Origin of the sequence: Amycolatopsis rifamycinica, from assembly GCF_000695625.1 — a bacterium.
GTDB lineage: Bacteria > Actinomycetota > Actinomycetes > Mycobacteriales > Pseudonocardiaceae > Amycolatopsis > Amycolatopsis rifamycinica.
In genome coordinates this window covers 1-16138 of sequence record NZ_JMQI01000055.1, presented here as the reverse complement: position 1 = coordinate 16138, position 16138 = coordinate 1, and the positions used below count along the sequence as shown (strand labels likewise).

Sequence of the window (16138 nt, the reverse complement as noted above, 5' to 3'; positions counted from 1 at the left end):
CGCGGCAGACTTTCAGCCGCGGCAGATGTCTGCAGGTTTTTGCCACGGCAGAGCGGGCCCGGCCTCCCCCGCCCCTCCGGTGGGATTTTCAGCCGGCGGTCGGGTTTGTCAAGGCGGGAAAGCGTGCCTTGACAAACCCGACCGCCGGCTGAAGAGAAGGCAGGGATGAGGGACGGGGGAGGCCTGGTGACGTCGTTGGTCGGCCCACGTTGCCGGCCACCGGTTCGCGACTGGTTCCCGGCCGGCCGAGCCGCGTTGCCAGCCGCCGGTTCCCAGCTGGCCGGCCCGCATTGTCCACCACCGGTTCGCGCGTGGCCTGTGGACAGCCCCTGCGGAGGCCGCCGGTTTTGTCGGTGCCCTCCGGTAGCGTGGAAATCGGGGGCTGCTCAGCACAGCCCCGGCCGCCGCAGTCACTCCGTGTTCGCCAGGTGCGCCAAGGCCGACCGCAGCAGGCGCCGAGCCTCGAGCGGCAGCCCCGCCAGTTTCCGCTCCTCCACCTCGCGTATCGCCATCCGGACCGCCGCATGACGCTCGAGTCCCTCCGGCGTCAAGCGGACCACGCGTGCGCGGCGGTCGGCCGGGTCCGGCTCGCGGAGCACCAGGCCGTCCGCCTCGAGCGCGTCGAGCAGGGCGATCAAGCGGGTCTTGTCGTAGCGGATCTGCTGGGCCAGCACCAGCTGGCTGGGCGCCGCCCCGGCGGCCAGTGCCGACAGGACCACGTACTGCCACATCGTGAGGCCGTGGCGCTCCAGCACCGGCCGCTCGGCTTCGGCCAGGCTGCGGCCCGCCCCGGCGCAGAGGGCTCCGAGATCGTCGTCCTCGTTCACCGGCGGGATTTTACGCGTCGACAAATCGTACGCAGGTGCGTATCGTTTCCGGCATGACACTGGGACGCGCCGAAACCCGCACCATCTCCATCGCCCGCCCGCCGCAGCAGGTTGTCGAGTACCTCGCCGATCCGCGCCACCTCCCCGAATGGGCCCCGGGATTCGCCACCGCCGTCGACCACGACCACGACGACATCTGGCGCGTCCACACCGAAGGCGGCCCGCAGCGGGTCGCCGTGCGGGTCGCCGCCGAGCACGGTGTCGTCGACGTCGTCAGCGCCGACGCCCCCCACCTGGGCCTGTTCACCCGGGCGGTGCCGAACCTGACCGGGGCCGAACTGATCTTCAGCCTGTTCTTCCCCGACGGCACCGACCCGTCGGCGGTCGACGCGCAGATGGTGGTCGTCGGGGAAGAACTGCGGGCTGTGCGCGAGCGCGTCGAGTCCGGACGTTAGCCCGCCGCGCAGAGCACGCCGTTGAGGGTGAACGCCGCCGGCAGGATGTTCGGCCCGCTGTAGTCGGCGGTGAACCCGACGTCGACGCCGTTCGCCGGTGGGGCCGACGACGACACCGTCACCGTCGTCCCGTTCTGCGCCCAGGTGCCGCTCCAGCCGCCGGTGAGCCGCTGGCGCGCGGTCGGCCACTTGAACGTCAGCGTCCAGTCCCCCACCACGCCGGTGGCGGTGACGTGGATGCCGCCGACGAAGCCGCTCGCCCAGTCGGTCACGTCGGTCATCCGGACCGTGCAGCTGCTCGCCGCCGGCGCGCCCGTGGTCAGCGTCAGCGGCGGGGAGGCCGCGGACACGTTCCCGGCCGTGTCCCGCGCCAGCACGTTCACCGTGTACCGGCTGCCGGGCACGAGGTTCCCGACGTCGAGCGACGTGCCGGTGGTCTCGCCCCACTGCTCACTGGTCGTGCCGACCTGGCGGTAGACCTCGTACTTCGCGATCGGGTGAGCGCCGGGCGCGGCCGCGGGCCAGCTGATCGCCGCGGTCCGGTCGGTCGCCGTCCCGGTCGGCTGTCCGGGTGCCCCGGGACCGGCGGAGGCGGCCGTCGCGGGGTGCAGCACCAGCGTCGTGAGCGAATACGGCGGCAGCGTCTGGGACGTGCTCGTGCCGGTCGTGGCGCTGGAGATCGCCGTGGCGCCGTTGGTGAAGGTGAACACCTGCGGCGCGCCCGCGGCCGGCGTGTAGCCCGCGTAGTCCAGCGTCACCGTCCTCGCCTGGTCCTGGTCCTTGTTGAGCAGCAACACGGCGAGGTCCCCGTTGGGTCGCCGGACGGCGTGCGCGCCGACCAGCGGGTCGTCCGCGCCGGCGCGGACGAACTGGTCGCCCGGGTGCGCGAAGGTGCTCAGCATTTTCAGCCCGTAGTAGGGCGCGAACGGCGTGTTGAGCGGCGGTTCGCAGACGCCGCCCTCCAGGCAGGTGGCGCTGGAAAGCAGTCCGGAGTCGCCGTAGTCCGGGTATCCGGCCACAGTGGACACCTTCGTGCCGCCGTTGTGGGTGTCCCACCAGTCGACGGTGAACACGCCGTTCGCCAGCAGCGAGCTGTAGGTGTCGGCGGCGAACAGGGCGCCCGGCTGGGTGTCCATGCCGACCGGCGTGTTGGTTTCGGTCATCGAGATGCCGATCCGGCCGGAGTCCGGGCCCGCGTACCGCGTGATCTGCTCGCGCGCCAGGTAGATCATGTCGTCGATCTGCTCCGGCTTGGCGAGGGCCTCCGCCGCCGTCGAGCCGGTGGGGTACCAGTGCAGGATGACGAAGTCGATGTGCGGACCGGCGATCGACAGCACGGTCTGGTTCCAGGTCGCCGTGTCACCGGAGCCGACGATGCCGTCCGGCCAGTTCGCCGGGGTGGTCAGCACGGCACCGATCTTGACGCCCGGGTCGGCCGCCTTCATCGCGTCGGCGTAGGCGACGACCCCGTTGGCGTAGGCCGTCGGGCTCTTGTCCGCGTGGTTGTCGGCTTCCCAGTTCGCCCCGTAGTGCCCGTTCCCGTACAGCTCGTTGCCGATTTCCCAGTACTTGACGCCGTAGCCCTTGGTCACGTTGGCGTACCGCACCCAGTCCGCGGCTTCCTCCGGGGTGCCGGTGCCGTAGTTGGCGATGATGATCGGCTGCGCGCCGGCTCTGCGGACACCGCCCATGAAAGTGTCGAAATCGGTGTTCGGCGCCACGTAACCGCCCGGCGCCGTGTTGTCCTTCCAGTGGTAGATGTCGCCGTAGGACCCACCGGGGTAGCGCATCGTGCGGACACCGGCCGCGCCGAACAGGTCGGCCACCTCGTCGGTCCCCAGCTGGCTGTCCCAGACCGCGTGGTTGATGCCGATCCCGGTGTCCGGCATGGTCGCCAGCCCGGCTCGGGCGTTGACGGTGACCGTCGCCGCGGGCGTGGTCGCCGCTCCGGCGGTGCCGGCGGCCGGTACCGCCGCGGCGAGCACGGCGATCACCGGCCACGCTGCCCAGCGCAGACGTCGAGCTGTCATGAAAAGTCCATCCTCACTCGTCGGGCACGAACGGATGACTGGGAGCGCTCTCAGGGAGAGAACCACCGAGAAGGCCCGAAGTCAACGAAAGCCGCGTGTGCGGGCCCGCCCGCGCCGAGGAATCGAGGTTTTCGACGCGGTGGGCGATCGGTGGCGGGGACGGCCTCAGCGGAAGTCTCGGGACGAAACCGCGAGCCCGCGGATGTCGAGCGGAACAAGGTTGTCGGCGACGAGCGTCACCACGCCTTCGCCCGCCTGCACGCGGCCGCGCACCACCAGGGCGGCGCTGGTGCGGGCGACCAGCCGCTGCCGGTGCCACAGGCCCTGGGAGACCACGACGTTGGCCATCCCGGTCTCGTCTTCGAGGTTGAGGAAGGTGATCCCGCCGGCGGTCGCCGGGCGTTGCCGGTGGGTGACCGCGCCGCCCACCCACACCCGGGCCCCGTCCTCGGTCCGCAGGAGCTCGGCGACGGTGATCGCGCCACGCTTTTCGAGGAATTGGCGCAGGTGTTCCACCGGGTGGCTGTCCGGGGAGACGCTGGTGGCCCACAGGTCCGCCGCCGTCACCTCCAGCCGCGTCATGCCCGGCAGCGCGGGCGCGTCCAGCCCCGGGGCGAGGCCGGGCAGGTGCCCGGGCCGGGTGGCCGCCGCCGCGCCGGCGGCCCACAGGTCCTGGCGCCGGTCGCCGCCGAACCCGCTGAACGCCCCCGCGGTGGCCAGTGCTTCGGTGGCGTTCTTCTTCAGCCGCACCCGGCGGGTCAGGTCGCCGATGCCCGTGTACGGGCCGTGGGCGTCGCGTTCGGCGACGATCTCCTCGGCGAGGTCGTCGCCGAGGTGGCGGACCGCGGCGAGACCGAGCCGCAGTGCGACACCTCCGGTGCTCCCGGCGTCCGGTTCGAGGGTGGCGCCGGCGAGGCTCGCGTTGATGTCCGGTTCGCGGACGTGCACGCCGTGGCGGCGGGCGTCGGCGACCAGGGACTGCGGGCTGTAGAAGCCCATCGGCTGGGCGCGCAGCAGCCCGGCGCAGAACGCGGCCGGGTAGTAGCGCTTGAACCACGCGGACGCGTACACCAGCAGGGCGAAGGACATCGAGTGCGCTTCGGGGAAGCCGTAACCGGAGAAGGCGTGGATCTGCTCGAAGATCCGGGTGGCGAGCTCGCGGTCGAGGCCGTTGGCTTCGCAGCCGGCGAAGAACCGCGCCATCAGGGCCTGCATCTTGGCGCTGGAGCGCTTGGCGCCCATCGCGCGGCGCAGCTGGTCGGCCTCGGCCGGGGTGAAGCTCGCGACGTCGACCGCCATCTGCATCACCTGCTCCTGGAACAGCGGCACGCCGAGCGTCCGGTCCAAACTGGACGCCAGCAGCGGGTGCGCGTGCTGCCATTCCTCGTCACCGCGGCGACGCCGGATGTAGGGGTGCACCGAACCGCCCTGGATCGGGCCGGGCCGGATCAGCGCGACTTCGACGACCAGGTCGTAGAACTTCCGCGGCCGCAGCCGCGGCAGCGTGGCCAGCTGCGCGCGGGACTCGACCTGGAACACCCCGACGGCGTCGGCTTCGCAGAGCATGTCGTACACCGCCGGGTCGGCCAGGTCGAGCTTCCCGATGTCCACTTCGGAATCGTGGTGCGCGGCGACGAGGTCGATCATGTGGTGCAGCGCCGAAAGCATGCCGAGGCCGAGCAGGTCGAACTTGACCAGCCCGACGGTGGCGCAGTCGTCCTTGTCCCACTGCAGGACGCTGCGGTCTTTCATGGTGGCCCACTCGACCGGGACGATCTCCGAGACCGGCTGCTTGGAGATGACCATGCCGCCGGAGTGGACGCCGAGGTGGCGCGGGAAGTCCTCGATCCGCGCGGCGAGGTCGAGGACGTCGTCCGGGATCGCCCCGGCCGCCTGCTGCTTCGTGGCGGCGACCCCGCCCCAGCGATCGACGAGCTTGCCGTAGGCGTCCTGCTGCCCGGGACTGTGACCGAGCGCCTTCGCCGCGTCACGGATCGCCGAGGGCGCGCGGTAGGTGATGACGTTGGCGACCTGGGCGGCGTGGAACCGGCCGTGCTTTTCGTAGACGTACTGGATGGCTTCCTCGCGGCGGCCGGACTCGATGTCGACGTCGATGTCCGGCGGCCCGTCCCGCTCGGGCGCGAGGAACCGCTCGAACAGCAGGTTCCACTTCACCGGGTCGGCGTGGCAGATCTCCAGCGCGTAGCAGACCGCGGAGTTCGCCGCGGACCCCCGGCCCTGGCAGAGGATGTCCGCTTCCCGGCAGAACCGGACGATGTCCCAGACGACGAGGAAGTAGCCGGGGAAGCCGAGCTTGCCGATGACGGCGAGTTCGTGGTCGAGCTGGGCGTAGGCCTTCGGGTTCTCCTCCCGCGGCCCGTAGCGCTTCGCCGCGCCCCGCCAGGTCAGCTCGGTCAGGAAGGACATCTCGTCGTGCCCGGCCGGGACCGGGAACGGTGGCAGGTCCGGCGCGACGAGGTTGAGGTCGAACGCCACTTCGACGCCCAGGACGGCGGCCCGCCCGACGGCGCCGGGGTACCGCCGCTCGAAGCGGCGCCGCTGCTCCATCCCGGACCGCAGGAACGCCTGCCCCGACGGCGGCCGCCACCCGTCGAGGTCCTCGGCCGGCCGCCGCGCCCGGACGGCGGCGACCACGTCCGCCACGACGGCGTCTTCCGGGCGGGCGTAGTGCACGTTGCCGGACACGACCGTCGGCAGGCGGAGCTCCTTGGCCATCCCGTCGAGCAGGTCGTTGGCGGCGTCGTCCCGGGGCTGCCGGTGATCGATCAGCTCGACGGCGACGTGCGACCGCCCGAACCGGTCGACGAGCCGGCCCAGCTCGGCGCGCGCGGCGGCCGGGCCCTGCCGGGCGAGCGCCTGCCGGACGGCCCCCTTGCGGCAGCCGGTGAGCACGACGACGTGCCCGGCCAGCTCCTCGGCGAGCGCGTCGAAGTCGTAGACGGGCCGCCCCTTCTCCCCGCCGGCGAGCTGGGCCCGCGAGATGACCCGGCACAGCCGGTGGTACCCGCTCTGCTGCCGGGCGATCACGAGCAGGTGCGACCCGGCCGGGTCCGGCGCACCGGCCTGCGGACCGGGCAGCCCGAGCGAGAGTTCGGCCCCGAACCCGACCCGCACCCCGAGCTCCCGCGCGGCGTCGTTGAACCGCACGGCGCCGTACATGCCGTCGTGGTCGGTCAGGACGAGCGCGTCGAGCTCGAGCCGCGCGGCCTCCTCGACGAGCGTCTCGGGGTGGCTCGCACCGTCGAGGAAGCTGAAGTTGGAGTGGACGTGCAGCTCGGCGTAGGGGGCCCGGATCCGGGCCCCGCCGTCGTCGCGGCGGCGCCGGTTCCGCAGGTCCGCGGGTGCCCCGGCATAGCCCTCCCGCTTGCGCGACCACGCGGGGGCGTCGCTGCCGTCCCCGGGCACGGGCGGCCGTCCGGACGCGATCCGCTCCACTTCGGACCACGGCACACTCGGGTTGTTGAACGCCAAAGCCAGCTCCCACCGCTTTCGCTGTGGGGAAGCCAGCGACTACTGTTCGAACACACGGACGAATACCGCGGTCCGATCCTGCGTCCACGGCCCGGCCGGTGTCAACTGTGGACTGTCCCGGAGTCACCTCGATCACAGCGCGGAGCCGGACGGCGCCCGGCGCGCGGCGGAGGCCAGCAGCGCGGCCAGGGTCAGCGCGACGCCGAACCACACCGCGCCGGCGGTTCCGAAGCCGGTGGCGAACACGCCGCCGAGCAGGGCGCCGAGCGCGATGGAGATGTTGTAGCCCATGGTGTTGAGCGACATGGCGGCCTCGAAGGTGTCCGGGGCCGCGGCGAGCATCATGTTGACCTGGCACAGGTTCGCGGCGCCGAAGGAGACACCCCACAGCACGATCGCGACCGCCAGGCCCACCGGGCCGTGGCCGATCAGCAGGACCAGTAGCAGCGAGACGACGAGCCCCGCGCAGGCGGCGACGAAGGTCGCGCGCATGTTCCTGGTGACCGTGTGCCCGGCGACGAAGTTGCCCACGGCGCCGCCGACGCCGAAGACGATCAGCAGCCCGGTCACCCACACCGGCGCGACCCCGGCATTCTGCTCCATGTAGGGGCGGATGAACGTGTACGCGGCGAAGTGCCCGAGCACGTACAGCGCGACCGTGGTCATCACGGCCCGCAGCCGTCCGTTCGCCAGCGGCAGCGAGAACACCTCCCGCACCGGGACGGCGCTCGCGGACGGCAGCGACGGCAGCGTGAGCACGACGGCGACGAGCACCAGCAGGCTCAGGCCGCTCCAGATGAGGAACGTGGTGCGCCAGTCGGTGAGGCTTTCGATGAACGTCCCCAGCGGCATGCCCACGACGGTGGCGATCGACATGCCCGAGAGCACGACGGCGGCGGCCTTGCTCGCCTTGTCGCCGGGGACGAGCCGCATCGCCATGGCGACGCCGATCGCCCAGAACACGCCGTGCGCGAAGCCGGTGACGAGCCGGGCGGCGAGGAGAACCGCGAAGTTCGGCGACACGGCCGTGACGAGGTTGCCGGCCGCCATGATCACCAGCAGCGCGGCGAGGAGCGAGCGGCGGTTCACCGTGCGGCTCCACGCCACCAGGAAGGGCACGCCGACGCCGGCGGAGATGCCGTACAGCGTCACCATCATGCCGGCGAGGCCGACGGAGACGGACAGGCCGGCGCTGACCGGGGTGAGCAGCCCGACGGGCATCAGTTCGGTGGTGACGAAGACGAACAGGCTCGCGGTGATGGCCGCGACGCCCGACCACGCCCGCAGCAGCGAGCGCGGGGCGGTACCGGATGTGGTCATGGGAGTCCTTCGGAACGTCCTGCAGCGGCGGGGAAGAGCAACTACGCCCGAGTCTTCCGACCGTCGATCAATGAGTCCAACGCAATGTTGTCACTTCAGCGATGCCCGAGGATCATTGATCCATGGAGCTCCAGCAGATGCGCTACGTCCTCGCCGTCGCCGAGACGAACAGCTTCACCCGCGCCGCGGAGCAGTGCAGGGTCGTCCAGTCCGCGTTGAGCAGGCAGATCGCCCGGCTCGAACGGGAACTGGGCGCGCGGCTGTTCGACCGCACCAGCAGGCACGTCCGGATCACCCCGGCCGGCGAGGCGTTCGTGGCCGCGGCGCGCGAGAGCCTCAACGCCGCCGAGCGGGCGGTCGCCGACGTCGGCGCGGTGACCGGCGAGGTGCGCGGCCGGCTCGCACTGGGCCTGATCCCGACCGTGGCCGCCGTCGACGTCCCGGCCGCGCTGAGCCGGTTCCGCGACCGGTACCCCCAGGTCCGGCTCGACATCCGCGTCGGCGGCAGCGAGGACCTCACCGAGCAGGTCAAGCAGGGCAGGATCGAGGTCGCCTTCCTCGGGCTGCCGCCCAGCACCCGGCCCGACGGCGTCAACGCCCGCGAGCTCGCCAGGGACCGCCTGGTCGCCGTCGTCGCCCCCGACCACCCGCTGGCCGGCGAGCCGGTCGTCGACCTGGCCCGGCTCGCCACCGAAACCTTCATCGACCTGCCACCGCGGTCCGCCGCACGGGCGCAGTCCGACGAGGCGTTCGCCGCCGCGGGCCTGAGCCGCGAGGTCGCCTTCGAGGTCACCACCGCCGACTTCATGATGGCCCGGCTCGTGCGGCAGGGCTTGGCGATCGCGCTGCTCCCGTCGACCTACGTCCCCCACCTGACCGGCCTGGCGACGGTCGAGATCACCGACGCCCCCACGCGCGTCGAGTACCTCATCTGGAGCGGCACCGGCCGGACCCCGGCGGCGACCGCGTTCCTCGGCCTGCTGGGCCTGCCGGCCCGCTGACGCCCGGGCCACCGGGGGATCCGGGTGAGCGCCGGGCCGTCGGGCGGGTGGTTCAGCCGTCCTGGGCCGCGATGCCGCGGATCGCGGCGGCGACGGTGCGGAAGTCCTTGCGGAGGATGGCACCGTGGTTGCTCCCGACCTTCTCGCTGGTGATGTTCCCGTTCCGGGCGACCACGGCGTCGAGGGCCTCGCGGATGCGCTCCTGCTCGTCGCCCTTGCTGCCGAAGGACGTGCCCGACGCGACCACGTACCGCACCGGGACCGTGAGGCCGTCCAGCACCGGTCCCAGCTCGCGCTCGCGGGAAAGCCTGCCGAGTTCGATGTTGCTCTCGGCCTGCTGCGCCGCGTTCATCCGCGGGGTCAGGCCGGTCGGGCGCAGCAGCGGCATGAACCAGCTCATCCGCTTGAACAGCTTGCGGATCCGCTGCTCCATGGCGTCGTCGAGCCAGTCGTGCGGGTAGGCGCCGTCGACCAGGACCGCGCCGACCGCGCGCTCCGGGTTCCGCTCGGCCCAGTGCGCCGCGACGACCGCGCCGTAGGACCAGCCCACCACCAGCGCCCGCTCCACGCCGCGGGCGGCGAGGACGGCGTCGACGTCGCGGACGGCGGCCTCGAACGAGTAGTCGGCCGAGCGCCTCGACTTGCCGCGGGCCCGCTCGTCGTAGGTGACGTGCCGGAACTCCGGCCCGAGCTCGGCGAGGACGCGGCTCCAGTAGCCCTGGGTGGCGAACTGGCCGTTGAGGTAGATGACGGGGAGGCCGGGGCCGCCGGTGTCGGTGACGGCCAGGGCCGTGTCTTCGACCGGCACCATGCCGGTCCAGTTCGCGGTGGTGGTCGGGGCGGCGCTGTTCTTGGTCATGTGCTTACTGTGGGCGCCCCGCCTGACACGGCCCTGACACCGCACGGACACCCGTGCCGCTAGTCGTAACAGCCCTCGACCGTCCACTGTGGATCGTCCCCGACGGTGGCCCTGAGCAGCAGTGCGACGTCGCCGTCCTCCGCGGTGTCGCCCTCCAGGACCACCTGGACGCGGGCGAGGGGCCGCTCGGCGCGGCGGCCGGGCAGGGCCGGGTGCACCACCCACGGGCCCGCGGAGCCGATGACCCGGCGCGCCGGTCCGCCGTCGACGGCGACCGTCGACGGCGGGTAGCCGAGCTCGCCGCGGGCGGTGCAGCGAACGACGTCGCCGACCGCGTCGAGCACCTCGGCCGGTACCGGCCGGGGCGGCACGACCGTCGGCGACGGCGCGGGCAGCCGTCCCGGCCACGGCCGGTCCGCGGCGAGCGGGCGGCGCGGCTCGCCCCACGGGACGAGCCGGACGCGTTCGGCCGGGCCGCGGCCGCCGTCGAGCAGCGGGGTGACGACCGCGTCCGGGCCCAGCAGACCCTGGATGCGGACCAGGGCGCGGCCGGCGCGTTCGGCCGCGTCGGCGTCCCGGCCCACCGAGCCGAGCTGGAGCTGCAGTGCCTGGCCGCCGACGACTTCTTCGGGGTCGAGGCGCAGCCGGACGATGCCGGCGGTGGGCCGGTCCCGGGTGGTGAGCCAGCCTTCGCACTGCCACCGCACGCGGTCCGCCGTCGAGCGGGCGGTGAGGGGCTCGGCGCAGCGCCAGACGCGTACGCGTTCTTCGCCGGCTTCGGTGACGGCGACGATGGCCAGGCGCGTGCAGGCGAGACCGTGGTTGGCGAGCCCGGCGAAGAAGCGTTCGCCGAGCGTCTTCGCGACGAAGGCGGCTTCGTCGACTCTGTGCAGCGGCTCTTCGAAGGTTTCGGTGACCGCCAGGTCCGGCGGCAGGGCGCGGCGCAGCGGCGGGCGTTCCGACAGGCCCCGGGCGAGCCGGTGGGCGGCGACGGCGTCTTTCGGGAAGCGGCCGGCGACGTCCCGTTCGGCCAGCGCGGCGAACGCCCCGAGGGTGCGCAGGCCGAGCCGCTTGAGCAGGTCGACGAGCTCTCCGCGGTCGTCACCCGGCTGGTTCAGCTCGGCGATCGAGAGCGGCGCGAGGAAGTGTCCGGTCCGGCCACGCGGAACGAGAGCCGACCGGCGGGCGGCGAGGGTGGCGGCGAACAACCCGTCGGCGATCCCGACCTGGCACTCGACCCCGGCCCGCGCGGCGACCTCGTCGATGAGCAGCTCGGCGAGGGCGGCCTCCCCGCCGAAGTACCCGGCGGCCCCGTCGACGGGCACGGCGACCAGCCCGGGCCGCACGACCTCGACCCCGACGGCCTGCCCTTCGACGGCGGCGGCCACGGGTTCGAACAGCCGGGCATCCCGATCGGGATCGTGCTGGTGCACCACAAGTCCGGGACAGCGCGACTGCGCATCCCGCCGCCGCATCCCCCGCCCGACCCCGTGCTGCCGCGCGGAAGCGGAGCAGGCGACGACGCGGTTGGCGGAGAAAACGGCGGCGGGCACGGCGGGCGGCGTACCGGCAGCGGCCCCGGCGGCGACGACCGGCCAGTCCGGGCACCACAGCACGAGCAACCGTGGCGCATCACTCATCCGGCGACCTGCCCACGGCGGCGGGACGAAACCGGAAGTTCCGGACGACACGCGTACCTGAGCGGACGACACGCGTACCCGGATGGACGACACGACGATTCTCCGGTGAACCGGCGTGTCGCCCGCCCAAGCACACGTGTCGTCCCCCCAAGCACACGTGTCGTCCCCCCAAGCACGTGTGTCGTCCGCCCAGGCACGTGTGTCGTCCGCCTAAGCACGCGTGTCGTCCAACCAGGTACGCGTGTCGTCCGGCTGGGTACGCGTGTCGTCCGGCTGGATTCGCACCCCGATCGGCCGACGGCACCCGACCCAGCCGGCGGCCTCGATGCCACCCTCATCTCGCGACTCGTCCGGCGCGAAACCGCCGCATCGCCGGCCTCATCCGGCCACCTCGACCAGCCGCCGGCCCGGCAGCGCTCCGCCGGCCACCGCGCCTTCCGGGCCCGGCAGCTGCAGGCCCACCGTCGCCGGGCGGGCGGCCGCGCCCCGGCCGCGGCTGGTCGCCACCACGTTGCGGGCGCGGAGGTGACCGTGGCCGTCCTGGTCGAGGCCGTGCCAGCGGCGGCGGGACACCTTCAGCTCCACGTCCGCTCCCGGCCACGCGCCCGCCGTCAGCAGGACCGTCCCGCGGTTGCGGACCCGGCCCGCCAGCCGGCGCGCCGTCTGCGCCGGCACCGGTGCCGGGCCGAGGACCACCAGGTCGAAGCCGTCGACCAGGGCCGACACCACCGCCACCAGCTCCGCGCCCGGGTCCGGCACCAGCGCGACGCGCTCCAGGTCGACGCCGAGCTCCGCCGCCGCCGCGAGGCCCAGCTCCGGGAGGCCCGTCACCGCCGCCCAGGAACCGTTGCGGGTCGGGGCCGCCAGGAGGGCCAGGACCAGGGAGGTCGCTCCGCGGACAGCGACCGTGCTGCCGCGCCGCAGGCCGCCGTCGGGGAGCAGGCGGGCCAGCTCGGGCAGCACCGTCAGCAGCTGCCCGTCGCCCGGCTCACGCAGCTGCGCGGCCGTGCGGACCCCCGGGATGGCCGTGAGCCCGGCCAGCGCCTCCGGCACCGCCACCGCCGCTCACCTCCAGCACCACGTACTCGTACCGGAGACACCCACGCGAACCCGCGGGCGAACCCAGAACAATCATCGAACACTTGTTCGCATAGTGCGAGACGTGACGGCCCGCTGTCAAGCCGGGGGCCACTCCCGGGGGAGGACGCCGCTGATGTACCGCACGTCGCCCGTGCGCAGGTCGTCGTCGCCCAGCGGGGTGAGGCCGTGGGCGGCGAGCAGCTCGCGGACGGTGTTCCCGGTCAGCACCCAGCCCCGCGTGGCCAGGAAGGTCTCCGCTTCGTCGCGTTCACCGAAATAGCGCAGCTTCGCCATGTCCGTGTCGAAGCTCTGCTCGCGCAGGCGCCCGGAAATCCGGTCCAGGCCGGCCTTCACCCGCTCTTCGTCGCCCGGCCGCGGGTTGGGCCGGTTTTCCGTCGCCAGCCTGCTGCCCGCCGCGCTGAGCCCGGTGACGGTGTCCAGCAGGCGGTCCTGCGCCTGGGGCGGCAGGTAGCCGAGCAGGCCTTCGGCGCTCCACGCGGTCGGCAGGCGCGGGTCGAAGCCGGCGGCGGACAGCGCGGCCGGCCAGTCCTCACGCAGGTCGGCCGGCACCCCGCGCCGGTCGGCGGCGGGCTCGGCGCCCAGCTCGGCCAGAACGCGGGTCTTGAACTCGAGGACCTCCGGCCGGTCGATCTCGTACACGACGGTCCCGGCCGGCCACGGCAGCCGGTACGCGCGCGAATCCAGCCCCGCGCCCAGGATCACGGCCTGCGGGAGGGCCGCCTCGCGGAAGAACGCGTCGTAGAACCTCGTCCGCACCTTCGCCACGTCGATCCACGCCCGCTCGACCAGCTCACCGGGCGGCTCTTCGCCGCTCGCCAGCCGGGTGAGCAGGTCGACGCCGACCGCCCGGACGAGCGGTTCGGCGAACCGGTCGTCGATGCGCGCGGGATCCGCGCGGGTCGCGATCGCCCGCGCCACCGCGGCCATCGTGGCGGTCGCCCCGACGCCGGACGCCAGGTCCCAGGTGTCGCCGTCCTGCCTCGAAGTCATGCCTTACCCCTCCGGTGGCGGTGAACAGGAATCTCGCCGGCCGGTGTACGCCACCCCGGAATTCTGCCCGACGCACCGAGTCGCGCGCACTCGGCGACCAGGCCGGTTTCGGCGGATTGGCCTTGGACACCGAGGATCGCCGGCTCCTACGGTCTCGTCCGTGAACCTCGGACGGATCGGCCTCTGGAACCCGCTGCGGCTCTTCGAACAGGAGGGTGCGCGGCTCCCGGACACGATGGCCGAGCTCGACGCGTCGGGCTTCGGCGCGGTCTGGCTGGGCAACGGTCCCGCCATCATGGACGTGGCGGCCACCCTCCTCGACGCGACCTCCCGGCTCACCGTGGCCACCGGCATCGCCAACATCTGGGCGCACCCGGCGGCGGCGATCGCGGCGCGCAGGAGCGAACTCGCCGGACGGCACCCGGGCCGGCTGCTGCTGGGCCTCGGCAACGGCCCCCGCGAAGCGAGCCAGTGGGCGTTGTCCCCGTACCGGCGGATGGTGGCGTACTTCGACGAGCTGGACGCGCTCGGCGCCCCCGCCGGGAGCCGGGTGCTGGCCGCGGCCGGTCCTCGCATGCTGGCGCTCGCCGCGGAACGCAGCATCGGCGCGCACCCGTTCCTGACGACCGCCGAGCACACCCACCTCGCCCGCACCGCGCTCGGCGACGGCCCGTTGCTCGCCCCGGAACTGAAAGTCGTCCTGACCGCGGACCGGGCGGCCGCGCACGCGACCGCCCGGCAGGCGCTGGGCTTCTACCTGGCCAAACGCGGCTATACCGCCAATCTCCGCCGGCTCGGGTTCACCGACGAGGACTTCGCGGGCGGCGGCAGCGACCGGCTGGTGGACGCGGTGGTCGCGTGGGGTGACGTCGAGACCGTGCTCGAGCGGGTCGGCGAACACCACCAGGCCGGTGCGGACCACGTGGCCCTGCAGGTGCTCACCTCGAACCCCGGCTTGCCTCTCGCGGAGTACCGGCAGCTCGCCGCCGCCCTTCGCTGAAGCTGTGACGCACATCGCGGTCACACCCTCGTCCGCCACCTCGTCCAGGGAGTGAAGCGAGAAAAGAGGACGAGATGCGCAAGATCCTGATCGTCGGCGGCGGTTACGCCGGGTTCTACGCCGCCTGGAAGCTCGAGAAGAAGCTGCGTCGCGGCGAAGCCGAAGTCACCCTCGTCGACCCGCGGCCCTACCTCACCTACCAGCCGTTCCTGCCCGAGGTCGTGGCCGGCTCGGTCGAGGCTCGGCACGCCGCGGTGTCGCTGCGGCGGCACCTGCGCCGCACCCGGATCGTGGCCGGGAAGGTCACCGCGATCGACCACACCCACCGCGTCGTCACCGTGCAGCCCGCCGACGGGGAGGCCTTCGAAGAAAGCTACGACCTGATCGTCGTCACCGCCGGCGCGGTCACCCGGATGCTGCCCGTGCCGGGCATCGCCGACCAGGCCATCGGTCTCAAGCACGTCGAAGAGGCCGTCGCGATCCGGGACCGGCTGCTCACCGCCTTCGACCGCGCGGCCGCCCTCCCCGACGGCCCGCAGCGCCGCAAGCTGCTCACGGTCACCTTTGTCGGCGGCGGCTTCTCGGGCGTCGAAGGCTTCGGCGAGCTGCTGTCGCTGGCGACGGCGTTGCTCAAGCGCTACCCGGAACTGCGCCGCGACGAACTGCGGTTCCACCTCGTCGAGGCGTCGGACCGCATCCTGCCCGAGGTCACCGCCCGGCCGGGCCGCTGGGTCGTGCGGGAACTGGAACGGCGAGGCGCGCACGTCCACCTGAACACCCTGGTGACGTCGGTGGAGGACGGCCACGTGACGCTCTCGACCGGCGAGGAGTTCGACGCCGAGCTCATCGTCTGGACCGCGGGCAACGGCGCCAACCCGGTCATCGGAGGGCACACCGACCTCCCGGTCGACGAGCGCGGTTACCTCGTCGTGCGCCCGGATCTGCGGATCGAGGGCGTTCCCGGCGCCTGGGCGGCCGGGGACGCCGCCGCGGTGCCCGACCTCACGGTGCCGGGCACGCGCACGGTACCCAACGCCCAGCACGCCTACCGGCAGGGAAAACTGCTGGCCCGCAACATCATCGCGACGCTGCGCGGCTGGGAGCCGAAGCCGTACGTGCACCACAGCCTGGGGTCGATCGCGACGCTCGGCCTGGGCCGCGGGATCTTCCAGTACAAGCGGCTCGTCATCAAGGGACTCCCCGCGTGGCTCATGCACCGCGGCTACCACGTGCTCGCCGTACCCACCTGGGAACGCAAGGTGCGGGTGCTGGCGGTGTGGCTGACGCAGGCGCTGTTCGGCCGTGACATCCTCAGCCTGGCGTCGGTGCAGCGCCCGCGCGAAGCAGTGTCATCCGAGGCTTCGCCTCGGGCCGGGGGCACCGCCACCCGGACCCCCGAAAAGCCGGCCGTCGTGGCGGCGGG

At 73.0% G+C, this 16138-nt stretch carries 12 protein-coding genes; 4 read left to right on the top strand and 8 right to left on the bottom strand.

The genetic code is table 11. The features are described 5' to 3' along the window. Nucleotides 1-410: 410 nt before the first annotated feature. Nucleotides 411-827 (bottom strand): MarR family winged helix-turn-helix transcriptional regulator, encoded by a 417-nt coding sequence (locus DV20_RS25725; RefSeq protein WP_043784533.1) that lies wholly within the window; start codon nt 825-827, stop codon nt 411-413. Between the two features lie 53 nt (nt 828-880). Here DV20_RS25725 and DV20_RS25720 point away from each other — a divergent pair, with 53 nt between their 5' ends. Continuing rightward, the gene (locus DV20_RS25720) at nt 881-1282 is read left to right on the top strand and encodes an SRPBCC family protein (RefSeq protein ID WP_043784531.1); all 402 of its coding nucleotides are present in this window, start codon (nt 881-883) and stop codon (nt 1280-1282) included. On the opposite strand, the gene DV20_RS25715 is transcribed toward DV20_RS25720, so the two are convergent. The 3 genes from DV20_RS25715 to DV20_RS25705 form a co-directional block, all read right to left on the bottom strand. Next, entirely contained in the window at nt 1279-3312 is a 2034-nt protein-coding gene (locus DV20_RS25715; protein ID WP_235190954.1) for a cellulose binding domain-containing protein, read from the bottom strand. The genes DV20_RS25720 and DV20_RS25715 overlap by 4 nt on opposite strands. Before the next feature lie 165 nt (nt 3313-3477). Beyond that, nucleotides 3478-6804 carry an error-prone DNA polymerase gene (locus DV20_RS25710; RefSeq protein ID WP_043784528.1) on the bottom strand — a complete coding sequence of 1109 codons (3327 nt, stop codon included), beginning with the start codon at nt 6802-6804 and terminating at the stop codon, nt 3478-3480. Nucleotides 6805-6936: 132 nt separating this feature from the next. Then, entirely contained in the window at nt 6937-8124 is a 1188-nt protein-coding gene (locus tag DV20_RS25705) for an MFS transporter (protein ID WP_051736118.1), read from the bottom strand. A 122-nt stretch (nt 8125-8246) separates the two neighbouring features. Here DV20_RS25705 and DV20_RS25700 point away from each other — a divergent pair, with 122 nt between their 5' ends. Next, nucleotides 8247-9125, top strand: a complete 879-nt coding sequence (locus DV20_RS25700) for a LysR family transcriptional regulator (protein WP_043784527.1) — start codon at nt 8247-8249, stop codon at nt 9123-9125. A gap of 52 nt (nt 9126-9177) precedes the next feature. Here the strand turns inward: DV20_RS25700 and DV20_RS25695 are convergent, their stop codons facing one another. The 4 genes from DV20_RS25695 to DV20_RS25680 form a co-directional block, all read right to left on the bottom strand. Beyond that, on the bottom strand, nt 9178-9984 hold the full coding sequence (locus DV20_RS25695) for an alpha/beta hydrolase (RefSeq protein WP_043784525.1): 807 nt from the start codon (nt 9982-9984) through the stop codon (nt 9178-9180). 59 nt (nt 9985-10043) lie between these two features. Beyond that, the gene (locus DV20_RS25690) at nt 10044-11624 is read right to left on the bottom strand and encodes a DNA polymerase Y family protein (protein ID WP_200876498.1); all 1581 of its coding nucleotides are present in this window, start codon (nt 11622-11624) and stop codon (nt 10044-10046) included. Nucleotides 11625-12002: 378 nt separating this feature from the next. Then, nucleotides 12003-12683 (bottom strand): hypothetical protein, encoded by a 681-nt coding sequence (locus DV20_RS25685; RefSeq protein ID WP_043784522.1) that lies wholly within the window; start codon nt 12681-12683, stop codon nt 12003-12005. 117 nt (nt 12684-12800) lie between these two features. Then, nucleotides 12801-13715: an SAM-dependent methyltransferase gene (locus DV20_RS25680; protein ID WP_043784521.1), complete on the bottom strand. Its 915-nt coding sequence runs from the start codon at nt 13713-13715 to the stop codon at nt 12801-12803. Between the two features lie 160 nt (nt 13716-13875). Between DV20_RS25680 and DV20_RS25675 the strand changes: the two genes are divergently transcribed. Then, nucleotides 13876-14715: a TIGR03620 family F420-dependent LLM class oxidoreductase gene (locus DV20_RS25675; protein WP_043784519.1), complete on the top strand. Its 840-nt coding sequence runs from the start codon at nt 13876-13878 to the stop codon at nt 14713-14715. Between the two features lie 74 nt (nt 14716-14789). Further along, nucleotides 14790-16138: NAD(P)/FAD-dependent oxidoreductase (locus tag DV20_RS25670; RefSeq protein ID WP_051736117.1), on the top strand; the 1349-nt coding region annotated here is incomplete at its 3' end.

Excerpts from the sequence above, each read along its gene's own strand:
- DV20_RS25720 (WP_043784531.1), top strand. The coding sequence starts at position 881 with ATGACACTGGGACGCGCCGAAACCCGCACCATCTCCATCGCCCGCCCG.
- DV20_RS25715 (WP_235190954.1), bottom strand. The coding sequence starts at position 3,312 with ATGACAGCTCGACGTCTGCGCTGGGCAGCGTGGCCGGTGATCGCCGTG.
- DV20_RS25705 (WP_051736118.1), bottom strand. The coding sequence starts at position 8,124 with ATGACCACATCCGGTACCGCCCCGCGCTCGCTGCTGCGGGCGTGGTCG.
- DV20_RS25700 (WP_043784527.1), top strand. The coding sequence starts at position 8,247 with ATGGAGCTCCAGCAGATGCGCTACGTCCTCGCCGTCGCCGAGACGAAC.
- DV20_RS25695 (WP_043784525.1), bottom strand. The coding sequence starts at position 9,984 with ATGACCAAGAACAGCGCCGCCCCGACCACCACCGCGAACTGGACCGGC.
- DV20_RS25690 (WP_200876498.1), bottom strand. The coding sequence starts at position 11,624 with ATGAGTGATGCGCCACGGTTGCTCGTGCTGTGGTGCCCGGACTGGCCG.
- DV20_RS25680 (WP_043784521.1), bottom strand. The coding sequence starts at position 13,715 with ATGACTTCGAGGCAGGACGGCGACACCTGGGACCTGGCGTCCGGCGTC.